Origin of the sequence: Planktothrix rubescens CCAP 1459/22, assembly GCA_904830895.1 — a bacterium.
GTDB lineage: Bacteria > Cyanobacteriota > Cyanobacteriia > Cyanobacteriales > Microcoleaceae > Planktothrix > Planktothrix agardhii.
Map to the genome: position 1 here is coordinate 667,471 of LR882958.1, position 14,525 is coordinate 681,995.

Here is a 14,525-nt window from a genome sequence, read left to right on the forward strand (position 1 = left end):
TGTGTTTCTACTTATTTCTTAACAACTATGCCACCCTTGAAGCATAAATACTCGTTTTCTATGAAACGTTTTATGGGAGCCAGAATCAATAATCTTGCCCTTGTAGCAATATTTGAACGTGTTGACACCAGAATTATAACACAAAATCCTCATAGTTTCAGTGATTGAGCTTCAACACCTTCAAAATCAACCAATAACAAACGCTCAACATCCGACTTGGTGCAACAATGGATTAGGAACATTGAAAGCGAATCACGATGCGTATTTCTCTAAATTGGTTACAAGAACTGGTAGATATCCAGAACACCCCCCAAGAGTTGTCTGAAATCCTCACAATGGCGGGGTTCGAGGTGGAAGATATTGAAGATTTACGTTCCTGGGCCGATGGGGTTGTCCTGGGGAAAATTATTCAAGCCGAACAACACCCCAATGCTGATAAATTAAGGGTTTGTCAAGTTGATATTGGTGCTTCTGACCCTCTGAATATTGTTTGTGGGGCGTCCAATGCGGCATCGGGAATGGTGGTGGCTGTGGCAGTTTTGGGAACTCATCTTCCTAAAATTAATTTAACACTAAAAAAGACAAAATTACGGGGAGTTCCCTCCGAGGGGATGATTTGTTCTTTAGCTGAATTAGGATTACAAAAAGACTCGGCGGGAATCCACAGTTTTAACCTGGAAAATCCGGCGTTAGGCAGTGATATTAGACCCTTATTAGGGTTAGATGATGTTATTTTAGATGTGACGGCAACTGCTAACCGCGCCGATGGCTTAAGTATGGTGGGAATTGCCCGTGAAATTGCCGCATTAACCGGGGCAAATTTAAGAATTCCTCAACCTCCAGAGTTATTAATTGAACAGCCAGATCAGTCTGAATCTTTAGCGATTGAAATTGCCGATAAAACCGCTTGTCCGATCTATATTGGTACTATTATTCAAGGGGTGAAAATTGCCCCTTCTCCTGAGTGGTTACAACGCCGTTTACAAGCCGCAGGAGTGCGTCCGATTAATAATGTGGTAGACATCACTAATTACATTTTATTAGAATGGGGACAACCGCTTCATGCCTTTGATTTAGATCGGATAAAACAGTTAACTTCCTCTCAAGATTTAACCGTGGGCGTGCGCTTTGCTAAATCAGATGAATCCATTAAAACTTTAGATGGTCAAACTCGGAAATTACAGGAGCAAAATCTGTTAATTACCGCCAATAATTATCCGGTGGCTTTAGCGGGAGTTATGGGAGGTGAAGAAACAGAAGTTTTTGCAGAAACTCAAAATCTATTGTTAGAAGCAGCTATTTTTTCACCCATCGCTATTCGTCGTTCTGCCCGGGCGCAAGGGCTACGCAGTGAGTCTTCTACCCGTTATGAAAGAGGAGTCAATCAGGCGGAATTAGAATTGGCTTGTCGGCGGGCTATTTTATTGTTAAAAGAGTTGGCTTCTGGGGTTCCTGTTCGTCAAGAAAGCGATCGCAGTTCTATAAAAATTCAGACTCCTGAAATTACATTAAGGTTAGATCGAATTAATGCTATTTTAGGACAACTGAAACGAGCCGAATCCCCCTATTTATTGCCGGAAGAAGTAGAAAAAACTCTCACTGCTTTAGGTTGTAAATGTAGGGGTGGGTTAATCCAAATTCCGGTAACTAGCAAAGATATAACAGAACCCGCCCGTACGGAATCTCACGGTAATTCTGTTATTTGGCAAGTTACTGTTCCCCCCTATCGTTATCGAGATTTAGAACGAGAAATTGACTTAATTGAAGAAGTTGCCCGTCTCTACGGATATGATCAATTCCGTGATACATTGCCCAGTCAAGGAGTATCCGGTTATCTACCCCCGGAACAGGTCGCAACTCGACAAATTCGGGCGGTTTTTCGCGGGGAAGGATTAACGGAATTAATGCACTATTCCTTAGTTAAAACAGAAGGGGATAATCAAGTTGTTTTAGATAACCCTTTGTTTGTGGAATATTCGGCTTTACGCACCGAAATGTTAACCGGATTAATTGACGCCTTTGTTTATAATTTAGAAAATGGCAATGGGCCGTTAAATGGCTTTGAAATCGGCAGAATTTTCTGGAAAGAAGGAGACGAATACAAAGAACAAGATGCCATTGCTGGTATTATGGGAGGCGATCGCAGTTTTGGCCGTTGGGTTAGAAGTGGTCAAGAACAACCCCTAACTTGGTTTGAAGCTAAAGGCATTTTAGAAGCAGTATTTCAACGCTTGAATTTAACCGTTGAATATAAACCGGAATCTACTATAGAATTGTTACACCCCGGACGCACAGCTTCCTTATGGTTACAGGGAAAACGCTTAGGAATTTTCGGACAATTGCATCCGCAACTCTGTCAAAAACAGGATTTACCGAATCAAGTTTATGCCTTTGAATTCGAGTTATCGGTATTATTAGAAGGGATGAATCGCCCCTCTAATTTAGTTCGTAAATTCAAACCTTTTTCTACTTTCCCCGCTTCCGATCGCGATATTGCCTTTTTCGTCCCCGTGGAAGTACCTGTATCAGATATTCAACGCTGTATTACCAAAGCCGCTGGGAATCTATTAGAATCGGTGGAAGTTTTCGACGAATATCGGGGGAAAAATGTGCCTGAAGGTCAGCGTAGTTTGGCTTTTCGTTTAGTTTATCGGGTTAGCGATCGCACTTTAACCGATACCGATATTGATCCCTTCCAACAAAAAGTCCGAGATGCTTTAGTACAACAATTTAACGTCAGTCTCAGAAGTTAGATCCCAGTCAAAAATCAACAATCAATCAGCAATAATTATGCCAAAATATGTCATGTTCGGAAGCTATTGTGAGAACGTTCTGGAGAAACGAGAACCCTATCGGGCGGAACATTTAGAACGATTAAAACAACAAAAAGAATCGGGTGTTTTATTAACTATTGGCCCGACTCTGGATGTTACTAAAATATTTGGAATTTATGAAGCGGAGGATGAAGCAACCGTGCGTCAGTTAATTGAGTCTGACCCCTATTGGCAAAATGGGATTTGGACAGAATATGATGTTAAGGCCTGGATTCAGGTCTATTAACTAGGACTTACGCAAATTTTGGGATTTAACCCTATATTTAGGGGTAATTTATGAATTACCCCTAACCGCCTAACAAATACATTAATTTAATATTAATATTAGTGTTTTCTCCAGCCACCACAACCGCAGCATCATTAAATTTTGGGGGCCCGGTGAGAATGGTGGGATTTTTAGAAAAACCAAATCCTTCGGTGGGAATTCCTAAAGCATTTCGGTTAGCCATTTTATCATTATTTGCATCATGAAGAACGGCAATCGCATAACTACCCGGTTGTAAATTATCAAAACTCATGACAACAGGAACTTCTGTAATACTCACACAACCGCTTTTTATCGCATCGTCTCCATTGCTGGGGAAGCCTTTATTACTCGCAAATAAACTCGCACAAATTTGTCCATTTTTATTTTTTAACCCATCAATAGTCAGGGTTATTTTGCTTTTGGTTTCAGCTTGAACATTAACAGCAACCGAAAAAATACTGACAAAAAGGAAAGAAGTCAGAAACATTAAGGGTTTTGTAGATTGAATCATTGGGGGATTTTGGGAAATAGGTTAAACTGGGATTAGTCTGTTTAAATTATCCCATAATTCAATAGTTTTGTAAAGTTATTTTGTTTGGCGATCGCCTCCAAATCATACTCAATTTAGCAATTCAATCTGATCTAAATCCAGATTAAAATTATTCTGACCAACATTAAATAAAGTAGCAAGACGATCAGCTTTTTCTGTATAAGTTAATTCTATTTTTAGATAACTTTCCGGTTTATAGGGCAAACAATCGGCCCATTCAATGGCAATAATTCCGGGTTCGACTTCAATTCCTTCCCAATATTGTTCTAAATTCAAGTGTTCAATTTCTGATGCTTCTAATCTATATAAGTCTAAATGATAGAGAGGAATCCTGCCATTTAGATATTCATTAATTAAAGTAAATGTCGGACTTTCAATAGATTCAGGAATATCTAAACCTGCGGCTAAACCTTGAACAAAAGTTGTTTTTCCGGCTCCTAAATTCCCTTCTAATAATAGAATACTATGGGGAGGGAGCGATCGCCCTAATTGTTTGCCTAATTCATGGGTTGCTTGGGCGTTGGGTAAATGGAATTGAGTCATAATTTTATCTGAATAGTTTAGAAAGGATTAAGCCCTGAAGGGCTTACTACGTTGTAGTGAGTCCTTTAGGACTCTCTAACCTACGGGTTATTTTTGCCAAACCATCTTAATAATACCTGGGCTAACCGATAGGGATCATGGCGTAAATATCCGGTATCGGGATCAACATCCATAACATTACTCATCACAATTCTTCGACCCAATTGTTTAACCAGATCTCGATCTAAAATAACTGGATGGGAGTCCTCTTGAGCATATCGAATTAAAGCATTAGCTGGGGGAACTGTTCCTTGAGTTAACACCGCATCAAATAATTGATAACCGCAGGCTTTATCAATAGCTTTAATATGATCAGAAACGGTGTAATCATCGGTTTCCCCAGGTTGCGTCATAATATTACAAATATAAATCCGGGGAACATTTCGAGAAGCAATAGCCGCGGCAATTTCTGGAACTAATAAATTAGGAATTACACTCGTATATAAACTACCAGGGCCAATAATAATTAAATCTGCCTCTAAAATCGCTTGCACCGCTTTCGGTAGGGCGGGAGGGTTGGGGGGAATACAGCCAATTGTCAAAATTTTTCCCTTAGCTTCAGTAATACTAGATTCCCCATGAATTCGGCGACCATCGGCTAATTTTGCCCATAAATTAACATCTGTTAATGTGGCGGGTAGGACTTGACCTCTAATAGCTAATACCTTAGAACTAGCGGCGATCGCCTGTTCCAAATCTCCTTCAATTTCACTCATGGCGGTTAAGAATAAATTTCCGAAACTATGTCCGGTTAATCCATCTCCGGCGGTAAATCTATATTGAAATAACTCCGTTAATAATCTTTCTTCATCGGCTAAGGCGGCGATACAATTCCTAATATCTCCAGGGGGTAAAACTCCCATTTCTCGCCTTAACCGTCCTGAAGATCCGCCATCATCTGCCACAGTAACAATGGCGGTAATATTAGCGCTATATTCTTTCAATCCCCGTAATAAAGTGGATAACCCAGTACCGCCCCCAAGCCCAACAATTTTCGGCCCCCGCAATAAACGGCGATGACTCAACAAACGATCGACTAATTGTTCATCTCCTGCCGGATAAAAGGCTTCACTAATTGAATTTAAACTGCGGGTTTGACTCCAAAGAACTAACACAACCCCCAAGGCAATCATCAATGGCCCTGAGATATAATTTGGCACAACGGTGGTAATCCATCCTAATAAATTTTTCAGCAGTTGTAGGATGTAATAAATCGGAGTCATTCCTGTCGAGATCGCTAACCCCAAACTGGCTACTAACACCCCCGTGGCGCTAACTGCCATCCACCGCTTGATAAACAACCCAGGAGATAACCATTTAAACCATTGGTTAATCATCCGGTGAGAACGATAGTTCGATAGGCCAAGATGGAGTCTGAGTTTCATAATTCTGCGGAAGGTGTGTTTGAACGAACCAGTTGACATAGATAGTGTTTTACTTCGATATACGGGCTTTTACAGACAATTTAGACTAGGGAGGTCGTGCTGATCGTAAAATAACGGACTAGAGGTTAATCCCATCGGGCTATCGGTGTGTTTAATTTTTCCTAACGAGGGAGATCAAAGTGATGATAACGATTAAATCGTTTGCTTAACAACTGTATTGGGTATAAGTTACAATGATAAGAAGGGTTGAGCGAAATGATCAAAGACGGTAACAAGGGAAAAACTCCGAGGATTAAGGTTGAACCCGTCGATTTTAAGGATAACTTGGTTTTATCAAAGCACTCGGAATCTTTAGAACCTTTAATTGAATTAAAAGGGGTGAGTAAAGCCTTTGGTTCCCAAATGATTTTGGATCGGGTTGATTTAACGATTTATCGGGGAGAAGCATTGGGAATTATTGGCCCTTCAGGAACGGGAAAATCAACGATTTTGAGAATTATTGCCGGACTTTTGCCCCCCGATGAAGGAGAAGTTTATATATTAGGAAAAAAACGGCAAGGATGGGTCGATGATATTACTGATCCGATTGGAATTGCTATGGTATTTCAACAGGCGGCTTTATTTGATTCTTTAACGGTGACGGAAAATATTGGTTTTTTACTATATCAACATACAAAATTACCTTCTAAAAAAATTAGGGAATTAGTTAATGAGAAATTGGAGATGGTCGGGTTGCCTAATATTGGCGATCGCTATCCCGCCGAATTATCAGGAGGAATGCGAAAACGGGTGAGTTTTGCCCGGGCAATTATGCCAAATCCAGAAAATCCGAGGGAGACTCCAGAGGTGATTTTATATGACGAACCCACCGCCGGGTTAGATCCGATTGCATCAACGGTTATTGAAGATTTAATTAGGGATTTACAACATAGTGGAAAAGGTTGCAGTACCTATAGTATTGTCACCCATCAAGATAGTACCATTCGACGCACGGCCGATCGGATTGTTTTTCTATATCAAGGTTTAGTGCAATGGCAAGGAACAATTAAGGAAGCATTTACCACCGATAGCGCGATTGTAAAACAGTTTTTTAGTGGTAGTATTGATGGGCCGATTCAAGTTGCTAAATAATATGGGAATTACGAATTACGAATTACGAATTACGAATTACGAATTGATAACGTTTTGCTGTTCCATATAGGTAATGATCGTGATTGATTGACCAATCTGGAGGAGCCTCAACAGTTCCCATTATTGATTCTAAGACATCCCAAGCATTTTGTTGATTTTGAACAACAGTTACCTTTTGCTCAGTTTTTTCTTCTTCGTGTTCTGTATTCCCTTCAGTATTCAGATAATTTTGTAACCATTCTGCCAGTTGACGGACTTCAATAGCAGATAATTTTTGAATAGCCGCTTCAACTTCTATTAGTGAATTCATCCTATTTTAGCGGTTAAGTAACAATTTGATTTTAACATTATTTCTAAATCCCTCGTTCCCTCGTTTCTAGGTTCTACCTAGAAATGCTAAAACGGTGGCTCACCCCACCCATTAATTTATAGAGGCGGAGCCTCAATCATAGCATTCCCAGGCTGGAGCCTGGGAACGAGAATAATTAATAATGTTTTTGCCTGGTTTTAACATATTGCGCTACCACCGGATTTAAACTAAAAAAAGTTATTTTTTCCCGCTCTTGTGTCTCTAATAAAAATCGCATACACAGGGATTTTATCGCATTAATTAAGTCGGAATTAGATAATTTTATTTTGTTTAATATTTCTGATAAGATAACCGCCTCTGTTTCTTGGGCAAGCTGAGTGATTACCGCAATTTCTTCCTCTGTTAATCTTCCTAATAATTTCTCTAAACGCGATTGTAATGATTCATCTAAAAGGGGCATATCATATTGCAAAAAATCAGCGACTTTACTACTAAATAATTCTCGAATCAGGGCAGCCGTTATATTTAACCAGAGGGGGTTGCCTTGATAGATATTAATTAGGGTTTCCCAGGTTTCTGTTTCTAATAATTGATGGGAGCTTAAAATCTCTTTCGCGCCTAGACCTAAACTCCCTAAAACTAAAGAATGAATTGGGGAATTTGATTTTTCTAATTCGGCAATTTCTCTAGGTTTTTCCGAACTAATTAACAGGAAACAACTATTATGATTAACTTCGGTGATTTGTTTAAAAAATAACTGATAATCTTCATAGCCTGATTTATATTGTCCAGCAAGTTGACCACTGCTAAAAAGTGCCTGCACGTCATCGAGAATAATTAGACATCGGTATTTTCGCAGATAATCGAGAGTTTGGGAAATTTTGGTTTCGATATTTTGGGGTATTTCTGATGATTCGGAGAAAATTTTTAGGATTTGGGAAAGATATTTTTCTAAGGGAGGGGAAAAGCGGAGACTCCGATAGATAATGTAATCAAATTGGGTTTTGATTGGGTCAATCAGGCGTAGGGCAAGGGTGGTTTTACCAATACCACTGATTCCTAGAAGTGCGATTAAGCGTGTACGATCTTGTGTTATCCAATTTTCGAGGGTGGAGAGTTCAGAAGTGCGATCGAAAAAGCTGAATATTTCGGGTGCGTCGCCTAAGTCTATGTGGAGTTGTTTAGAAGTTTGTTCGGGGTTTTGGGGAGATGTGGGCGATCGCGTTTTTTCTGGGCAAAAGTTGAGGTTATTAATCGCTACATGACCCTGACCAGATGAAAAGTAACAATTAGATGCTAAATAGCTTACTAAAACTCCACTTTAACCGTCAAGGTAAACTCATAGACTTCTTTTTTTAGTTGCTCAATTTGAGCCTGTAAATCAAGATAAACTGGAACTTTAATATCAGCAATTGCTTTAAAATTTTGCTTAAATTCCTCAGTGAGACTTAAAGTTAATTCTCGACTTTGTAGAGGATTACTACCTGATCTTTGAGCAATTAGACTTGTCATAGAATGATCACTTAACAGTTGATATTTATTTAGATGAGCTTCAGCTTCTTCTATATTCGGATTTCCCCCTGGGAATGTACTCCGAATTTTAAGTTGATTCCGTATTTGTTCCAAGGTTTTACTCTGTGCTTCAAGATTTCCCGTAACAGCAGAACTATTTAGAGAACCTTTATAAAGTTGCTTTCCTGTTGAAGTTTTAACTTCTATTTGTTCTACCGTAACTTCTCGCGCACCGAGGAACCCGCATAGAGTCGTAAAATGAAGATATTTTGCTAATGCAAAGGTTGAAGCCGATTTCTCAAGAACAACATAATCCGATGAATCATAAGGATTTTGAATTAATAAAGATTTTTCTTCCAAAAGTCCACTATTTTCTAATTTTTTTTCTAAAGAACTTGATGCTTCATCGGAAGGAACTAAAAGATGAATCTGCTCGCTTAAAAGTAATTCATTCCCACCCGGAGTATATTCTAGTCGGGTCAACTCATGAGAAGAAATAACTAAAATAGCTTTGCGTTTTTTAGGAGGAACTGCATCAATATTCATCTGTTTTGTTTGATTGATATTATTAGGTTGATTAGGGATTATTTTAAGTTGAATTTGCTCTGATTTGGGTTGATCAGGAATATTTGCAGGGAGATTACCAATAGGTTGTTTAGTCCTATTAACCCCCCAATTTGTAGCGGTGTTAATTGCCACCCTTGAAACTGTATCAGTAAGCTTACTGCCAAAGGAATGAAAAAACTCGTTGACAGACTGATAAGGTTTCTTTGGAACTGCACCCGCTTTTTTTTTTCTTCTAATTCGTGATCCAACCATTTTTCAATTGATTCTAATGTACCGTTTTGTAATGTTCTCTTAATTTGATTAGAGATAACTTCTTGAATCTCAGTACACACATCCTTAACCCAGTTTGCCGGGCACTCCTCTGGGAACTTTCCATAGATAACAATTGGAGCCAGACGATTACTTTCATCTTTCTCAGTAGGTATAACTTCTATGACAAATTTAGGATCACTATAACGAACAGTAACCGATGGGCCACCATAAGATGCAATTTCTATTTTTTTTGCAGAAATTTCATAAATTTCTGAGACAAGTTGCTCCTTTAATTTATCATCAGATAATTCTTTTCTGTTTCTAATAATGACATCAGGAGATTCATTATCAAGGCTTTGAACCCAAAATAATAGATTGTTCATTTTTCTACCTGTCTGAAAATTTCTTTAATTAGATTATCTGCATCTTGTTCATTTGCCAAACTTCCCAGGGCAACTTTAACTTTAGCTGCTCCCCCAGCAAGCTGAGTTATTTTTTTTACAATGGGAAGTGATGTAAATTCATTTTGATAATCACCGATTGTGTCACGAGTAAGATTTTTAAATCGCGGATCAGAATTCCAATGATTTCCAACAATAAAGAATTGCTTTCTTTCTGTTGCACCTAGTTCTTTAATCCAGTTTTGAATCTGTTTTAGATCGTTCTCAGTTCGTTTTTCTGTCCCCGAATCTTTATCTAATAACCTATCTGTTCTTACGATATATAAAACTAAATCAGCTTCTTCAAAAAGTTTTTTCCAATAAAAATATGCTATTTCACTACTTGAAACATCCTCAGTTTTTTTGATTAGAATATCCAGATCACCGAGCTTAATGCGCGTCCTCTGTATATCTTCTTTATTGACAGTTTGGTTATATCGCTCAATCAAAATCCCCTTTTCCATATATTTTAAAAGGGTAGTTTTTCCGACTCTCCTTGCGCCTAAGACGGCGATTTTCTTTCCCTTCAGGGAATAAACAATATTTTCCCAGTTAGAGACAACTGATCCGCTTACCACCGCGCCAACGGCAAAAGCGATAAAGATTGGAACAAGAGGCAACGGCATAAATATTAGACAAAATACATTTTTTAAGTCTTAAACTATACTAAGGTTCTCTGATAAAATCTGTAAAGACGGAAAAGGGCGGAAAAAGACGGCAATTTCTAAAATTTTAATGAAGGGCGGAAAAAGACGGATATAATAACAGTAGGTTTTTTCTGGTTTTTAACAATGGATATTCCTGATATATTGCAGTTTGTAGATGAAATTATCTCCTTTAAAACTGGCAAACATCTCAACGATTTGCAACGAGGAATTATTGAGGGAACACTGAAACGACAGAGGTACACTGACATTGCAGAAACCTACGGTTGCACTGCGGGTCATGCGAAGGATGAAGGTTACAAACTTTTACAACTTTTATCTAATATCTTTGGTGAAACTATTGATAAAAATAATCTTAAATCTGTACTAGATAGACAAATAAATTTGAACATAAATCTTGGCAATAATAATACTACTTTTCAAAATAGTAAAGAAATTAACTATATCAATATTTGTCCAGATGATCCAACTCTTTCCTCAAATAAAAGTAAACCTCCTACTGTTAATCCCAAAACCAGAAAAAATAAAGTTAATATAGAATTGATTAATAAATTACGGCTATTTGGCTTGAGTAATGAGCAAATTGCAGAGGTTATAAATCTTCCTTTAGATGCTGTTAATCAGGTAGATTTATAACATTATGCTTGATGTTGAGATTTTCGGGTTGATTGTTATTATAGCAATTTAGGATTGAAGGAAATGCGATCGCCTTTATCTTCCCAAAATGCGATCGCCCCTTTTTTTACCTAATCAAATGGATTTAATATAGTTAACCCATTAACGCGCTTAAAATCCTTAGCATTACGAGTTACCAAAACACATCCCTCAACTAAAGCACAGGCTGCAATTACACCATCACCTAGTTTCAAGCGATAATCTCGACGAATTTGGGCTGCACGATCTAAAACTGATTCTGTCAATGATACGCAGTTAAGAAGCCTCAAAAATTCTCGCATCTCATTCGCTTCTTCTTCCGTCAATGCCGGGTAACAAAGTAACTCTACCCAACTAATCGGACAGTAGAATGCCTCTGCATCTCCAACTTCAATTTCATCAAATATAGGCTGAACTTCCGGCCCATCATTGAAGTAGTAAATCAGGATGTTGGTATCGAGAAGATATTTATTAATCATCCCATTCTTCTCTAATTTGCAACTGGAATTCCAAAGCATCCAAACGAGGCGGCAAAAAACCGCACCATCTCTTTAAATTTTTTCCGGGTAATCTTTCACTGCTATGCTGAGTCTGGGTTGTTACTCGATCGCGCATCAATGCTGACAATACTTCTAAAAGTTGTTGTTGCTCATCAGGAGTGAGATTTTGAGCCTGACTCAGTACCTCGCTATAAGTAGACATTATGCTTGATGTTAAGATTTTTGGGTTGATTGTTATTATAGCAATTTAGGATCGAGGGAAATGCGATCGTCCTTTCCTTTCCAACACCAAATTAATTAACTCTCTATGTAAGCGGTTTTCTAAACCGATGTCCATCAGCCTCTACAACCACAAATGCCCCTTTTAGTTCTACTTCAGAGTGATTTTCTATGACTCCTGCTAGTTCGTTATGAACTGCATTCACCGTTTTAGGTAAAACTCGAAGGTAAATCACACCTGTTGCGATCGCCCTCACAAAAACAAGATTTCCGTAATCTCTGTCTCGCGTAATAAGGATGCGATTTTCTGCTTGGGCTACTCTGAGTATTTCTTCATCACTTGCTTGCGCTAGACCCATTTGAGCGACAACAATTACATCATGTCCTGTATCAATCAAAAATTTTGTGGTGACAGCGTATACATCTTGGTCTATCAGAAACTTCATAATTTAAGCTAATGCCAAATGCACATCTTCAGCCGCCACCAGTGCGATCGCATACTGTAGACACGCTCTAATATCCTCTACTTGCAAATCGGGATAGTAGTCTCGGATAATTTCTGCAAAAGAAAGTCCTTCATTTAGTAATTCGAGAACACTCTGAATAGTGATGCGGGTACCTGCTATGCAAGGCTTACCGAAGTGGATTTGAGGGTTGACCGATATCCTGTCCATGTTGACTACAGAGTTATATGTCTTTTTTATTTTAACTCATTAGATTGGCGATCGCACATTTCTATCTTCCCCAAAGTGCGATCGCGCCTATCTTCCTATCCAAAAATAATCCCTCAATTTCTCAAATTCTCCAACACTAAAACCGTTAACTCCGGTAAAGAAGGCAACCGGGCATCATTTGTCAAAAAAAACGAAGCACCCTCACAGATAGCTGTAGCCATTTGAATAGAATCGGGCGATCGCAAATTATAAGTTGCTCTTAGTTGTGCTGCTTTTTCAGCAATATCTGGAGTTAATTCAACCACAGTTAAACCTTCTTGATTGAGCAATATTTCACGATATTCTTGAGCCAAGATAGTGTTTCTCAGTCGCAGGGGATAAACTAGCACTTCTACTAGCGTTACTGTTGATGTCACTATCCTAAAATAACCGCGATCAAACGATCTAAAGAAAAGCCGCATCATCTCTATATACTTGGGATTTCGCTCCATAAAATAAATCAAAGGCGCGGTGTCTAATCCCACAACTTTTCCGGTGTAACTGAGCTATCCATTCCATGAATTTCGTTCGTGATTCACATATTCTTGAGCATCAATCCCATGCCAAATTTCCTCACCCAATCCTTCTAATTCTAAAATACTACGCTTAGGTTTAGGCTGAAATCGGTGACGAACATATACTAATAATTCAGAGATAAGTCGCAGTTGCTCATCTGGTGAAAGTCTTAGAACCTGAGTCAATACCGCGCTGTAAGTAGACATAGATTCTTGATTAAGATTTTTGTGCTGACTGTTATTATAGCAATTTAGGATAGAGGGAAATGCGATCGCCCTTAATTTTCCGAAGTGCGATCGCACTAATAACTAAGCAAAAGTATGTTAATATTTAGGGAGTATAAATCACAAGATTTAACTCCATGACTCAATCACTACCAAAAAAAAGCCCACCTCGCGGCAGAATATTCCCAGAACGCACCTTATCGCCTGAAGCACTAGCTCGACGCAAAGCTGAACGCGAAGTATTTCATAAGCGTTGTCGAGCAATTTTTGAGCAAGTTCGCCCCGCTCTCATCGCAGAACACTATGGCTGGTATATTGCTATTGAACCTGACAGCGGCGATTATTTCATTAACAAAGATCAAGAAGTAGCTAGTCAAGAAGCACGTCATAAACACCCTGATGCCGTACATTGTATGTTTTGCTTAAATGAAAGTGGAGCTACTGGCAAAATATGATTCAGGGTACTTTTGGAAGTAGGGGTGAACTGTTTTTTGAAATTGATTTGATTGCTGCTGATGGCTTAAATCTAACTGTGGAGGCAATGCTAGATACGGGATTTACAGAATTTCTGGCAATTAATAAACAAGATTTAGATGGTCTGGATTGGCAATTCGTCCGGCAAAATGAAATGATCACAGCACAAGGAGAAAGCACTTTTGATGTTTATGCTGGCAAAATACTATTAGGTGAACAAGAATTCGAGATCCCAGTTTTTGCAGGTGATGAGATTCCCGAAGTTTTACTAGGTTCCAGATGGTTAACAATCTTGCCGTTAGCGGTGAATTTTTTGGCGGGAGTTCTCACATTGGGGTAATAACTGATTCTGTCAATATGCTTGATGTTAAGATTTTTGGGCTGATTGTTATTATAGCAATTTAGGATTGAAGGAAATGTGATCGCCCTTAATTTTCCTAAGTGCGATCACCCATCTTTATTTAAGCACATTATCCATCCCTACCTGGAAGTGGACGATCTTGACGCAACTCTCGCTGCCATTTCACCGGATCGCTAATATCAGCACAGACATTACTTGCTGCAATTTTTTCCAATATTTCAACTGTTTTTTGGCGGCGAAACTCAGCACTTAGACTTGATTGATCTTCTTGTAAAGTAACGTAAACTCTAATAGGGCGATCGCTCTGTTTGGGAACATCCCGCGTCCATTCTAAAAGGTTTCCCTTCAATATAGCCTCATATATTCGCTGCATATCATCTCTAAACTAT

The 14,525-nt window shown here is 38.7% G+C and carries 22 protein-coding genes; 7 read left to right on the plus strand and 15 right to left on the minus strand.

Features of this window, described 5'->3' with window-relative positions:
• The first annotated feature begins 257 nt into the window (after positions 1–257).
• Together pheT and NMG86_RS03285 are read left to right on the plus strand one after the other, a co-directional pair.
• Positions 258–2,753, plus strand: a complete 2,496-nt coding sequence (gene pheT, locus NMG86_RS03280) for a phenylalanine--tRNA ligase subunit beta (protein ID WP_026796998.1) — start codon at positions 258–260, stop codon at positions 2,751–2,753.
• A gap of 37 nt (positions 2,754–2,790) precedes the next feature.
• Positions 2,791–3,060 (plus strand): YciI family protein, encoded by a 270-nt coding sequence (locus NMG86_RS03285; protein WP_026788645.1) that lies wholly within the window; start codon positions 2,791–2,793, stop codon positions 3,058–3,060.
• A 61-nt stretch (positions 3,061–3,121) separates the two neighbouring features.
• Here NMG86_RS03285 and NMG86_RS03290 read toward each other — a convergent pair whose 3' ends face one another.
• From NMG86_RS03290 to NMG86_RS03300, 3 genes are all read right to left on the minus strand, one after another.
• Entirely contained in the window at positions 3,122–3,592 is a 471-nt protein-coding gene (locus NMG86_RS03290; protein WP_026798725.1) for a DUF2141 domain-containing protein, read from the minus strand.
• A gap of 108 nt (positions 3,593–3,700) precedes the next feature.
• Entirely contained in the window at positions 3,701–4,174 is a 474-nt protein-coding gene (gene tsaE / locus NMG86_RS03295; RefSeq protein WP_026788647.1) for a tRNA (adenosine(37)-N6)-threonylcarbamoyltransferase complex ATPase subunit type 1 TsaE, read from the minus strand.
• Positions 4,175–4,254: 80 nt separating this feature from the next.
• On the minus strand, positions 4,255–5,637 hold the full coding sequence (locus tag NMG86_RS03300; RefSeq protein ID WP_026796999.1) for a gluconeogenesis factor YvcK family protein: 1,383 nt from the start codon (positions 5,635–5,637) through the stop codon (positions 4,255–4,257).
• 363 nt (positions 5,638–6,000) lie between these two features.
• Between NMG86_RS03300 and NMG86_RS03305 the strand changes: the two genes are divergently transcribed.
• Complete coding sequence (locus tag NMG86_RS03305; RefSeq protein ID WP_043939411.1) at positions 6,001–6,729, plus strand: ABC transporter ATP-binding protein; 729 nt, start codon at positions 6,001–6,003, stop codon at positions 6,727–6,729.
• A 22-nt stretch (positions 6,730–6,751) separates the two neighbouring features.
• On the opposite strand, the gene NMG86_RS03310 is transcribed toward NMG86_RS03305, so the two are convergent.
• Together NMG86_RS03310 and NMG86_RS03315 are read right to left on the minus strand one after the other, a co-directional pair.
• Positions 6,752–7,039 (minus strand): hypothetical protein, encoded by a 288-nt coding sequence (locus NMG86_RS03310; RefSeq protein ID WP_052338617.1) that lies wholly within the window; start codon positions 7,037–7,039, stop codon positions 6,752–6,754.
• 175 nt (positions 7,040–7,214) lie between these two features.
• On the minus strand, positions 7,215–8,210 hold the full coding sequence (locus NMG86_RS03315; protein WP_337587945.1) for an ATP-binding protein: 996 nt from the start codon (positions 8,208–8,210) through the stop codon (positions 7,215–7,217).
• On the opposite strand from NMG86_RS03315, the gene NMG86_RS03320 reads away from it, so the two are divergent.
• Positions 8,149–8,304: a hypothetical protein gene (locus NMG86_RS03320; protein ID WP_237747580.1), complete on the plus strand. Its 156-nt coding sequence runs from the start codon at positions 8,149–8,151 to the stop codon at positions 8,302–8,304. The two genes, NMG86_RS03315 and NMG86_RS03320, sit on opposite strands and share 62 nt — an antisense overlap.
• A 43-nt stretch (positions 8,305–8,347) precedes the next feature.
• Here the strand turns inward: NMG86_RS03320 and NMG86_RS03325 are convergent, their stop codons facing one another.
• Genes NMG86_RS03325 through NMG86_RS03335 form a run of 3 tightly spaced genes read right to left on the minus strand, consistent with a single transcriptional unit; the run spans position 8,348 to position 10,436 of the window.
• Complete coding sequence (locus tag NMG86_RS03325) at positions 8,348–9,097, minus strand: hypothetical protein (RefSeq protein ID WP_026797002.1); 750 nt, start codon at positions 9,095–9,097, stop codon at positions 8,348–8,350.
• Between the two features lie 38 nt (positions 9,098–9,135).
• Positions 9,136–9,753: a hypothetical protein gene (locus NMG86_RS03330; RefSeq protein WP_026797003.1), complete on the minus strand. Its 618-nt coding sequence runs from the start codon at positions 9,751–9,753 to the stop codon at positions 9,136–9,138.
• Positions 9,750–10,436, minus strand: coding sequence for a P-loop NTPase family protein (locus NMG86_RS03335; protein WP_026797004.1), 687 nt, complete (start codon positions 10,434–10,436; stop codon positions 9,750–9,752). Before NMG86_RS03335 ends, NMG86_RS03330 begins: the two co-directional genes overlap by 4 nt.
• Before the next feature lie 165 nt (positions 10,437–10,601).
• Here NMG86_RS03335 and NMG86_RS03340 point away from each other — a divergent pair, with 165 nt between their 5' ends.
• On the plus strand, positions 10,602–11,111 hold the full coding sequence (locus tag NMG86_RS03340) for a helix-turn-helix domain-containing protein (RefSeq protein ID WP_026797005.1): 510 nt from the start codon (positions 10,602–10,604) through the stop codon (positions 11,109–11,111).
• Between the two features lie 110 nt (positions 11,112–11,221).
• On the opposite strand, the gene NMG86_RS03345 is transcribed toward NMG86_RS03340, so the two are convergent.
• From NMG86_RS03345 to NMG86_RS03370, 6 genes are all read right to left on the minus strand, one after another.
• Positions 11,222–11,608 carry a type II toxin-antitoxin system VapC family toxin gene (locus NMG86_RS03345; RefSeq protein WP_026797006.1) on the minus strand — a complete coding sequence of 129 codons (387 nt, stop codon included), beginning with the start codon at positions 11,606–11,608 and terminating at the stop codon, positions 11,222–11,224.
• Positions 11,601–11,831, minus strand: coding sequence for a hypothetical protein (locus tag NMG86_RS03350; protein ID WP_026788656.1), 231 nt, complete (start codon positions 11,829–11,831; stop codon positions 11,601–11,603). Before NMG86_RS03350 ends, NMG86_RS03345 begins: the two co-directional genes overlap by 8 nt.
• Before the next feature lie 103 nt (positions 11,832–11,934).
• The gene (locus tag NMG86_RS03355; protein WP_026788657.1) at positions 11,935–12,294 is read right to left on the minus strand and encodes a DUF5615 family PIN-like protein; all 360 of its coding nucleotides are present in this window, start codon (positions 12,292–12,294) and stop codon (positions 11,935–11,937) included.
• 3 nt (positions 12,295–12,297) lie between these two features.
• On the minus strand, positions 12,298–12,522 hold the full coding sequence (locus NMG86_RS03360) for a DUF433 domain-containing protein (protein ID WP_026797007.1): 225 nt from the start codon (positions 12,520–12,522) through the stop codon (positions 12,298–12,300).
• Positions 12,523–12,635: 113 nt separating this feature from the next.
• On the minus strand, positions 12,636–13,013 hold the full coding sequence (locus NMG86_RS03365; protein WP_141295697.1) for a type II toxin-antitoxin system VapC family toxin: 378 nt from the start codon (positions 13,011–13,013) through the stop codon (positions 12,636–12,638).
• A 54-nt stretch (positions 13,014–13,067) separates the two neighbouring features.
• Positions 13,068–13,283, minus strand: a complete 216-nt coding sequence (locus NMG86_RS03370; RefSeq protein ID WP_026788659.1) for a hypothetical protein — start codon at positions 13,281–13,283, stop codon at positions 13,068–13,070.
• Between the two features lie 155 nt (positions 13,284–13,438).
• Here NMG86_RS03370 and NMG86_RS03375 point away from each other — a divergent pair, with 155 nt between their 5' ends.
• Both NMG86_RS03375 and NMG86_RS03380 read left to right on the plus strand, forming a co-directional pair.
• Complete coding sequence (locus NMG86_RS03375) at positions 13,439–13,756, plus strand: hypothetical protein (RefSeq protein WP_026788660.1); 318 nt, start codon at positions 13,439–13,441, stop codon at positions 13,754–13,756.
• Entirely contained in the window at positions 13,753–14,115 is a 363-nt protein-coding gene (locus NMG86_RS03380) for a hypothetical protein (protein WP_026788661.1), read from the plus strand. Before NMG86_RS03375 ends, NMG86_RS03380 begins: the two co-directional genes overlap by 4 nt.
• A gap of 130 nt (positions 14,116–14,245) precedes the next feature.
• Here NMG86_RS03380 and NMG86_RS03385 read toward each other — a convergent pair whose 3' ends face one another.
• On the minus strand, positions 14,246–14,509 hold the full coding sequence (locus NMG86_RS03385) for a hypothetical protein (protein WP_026788662.1): 264 nt from the start codon (positions 14,507–14,509) through the stop codon (positions 14,246–14,248).
• Between the last annotated feature and the right edge of the window lie 16 nt (positions 14,510–14,525).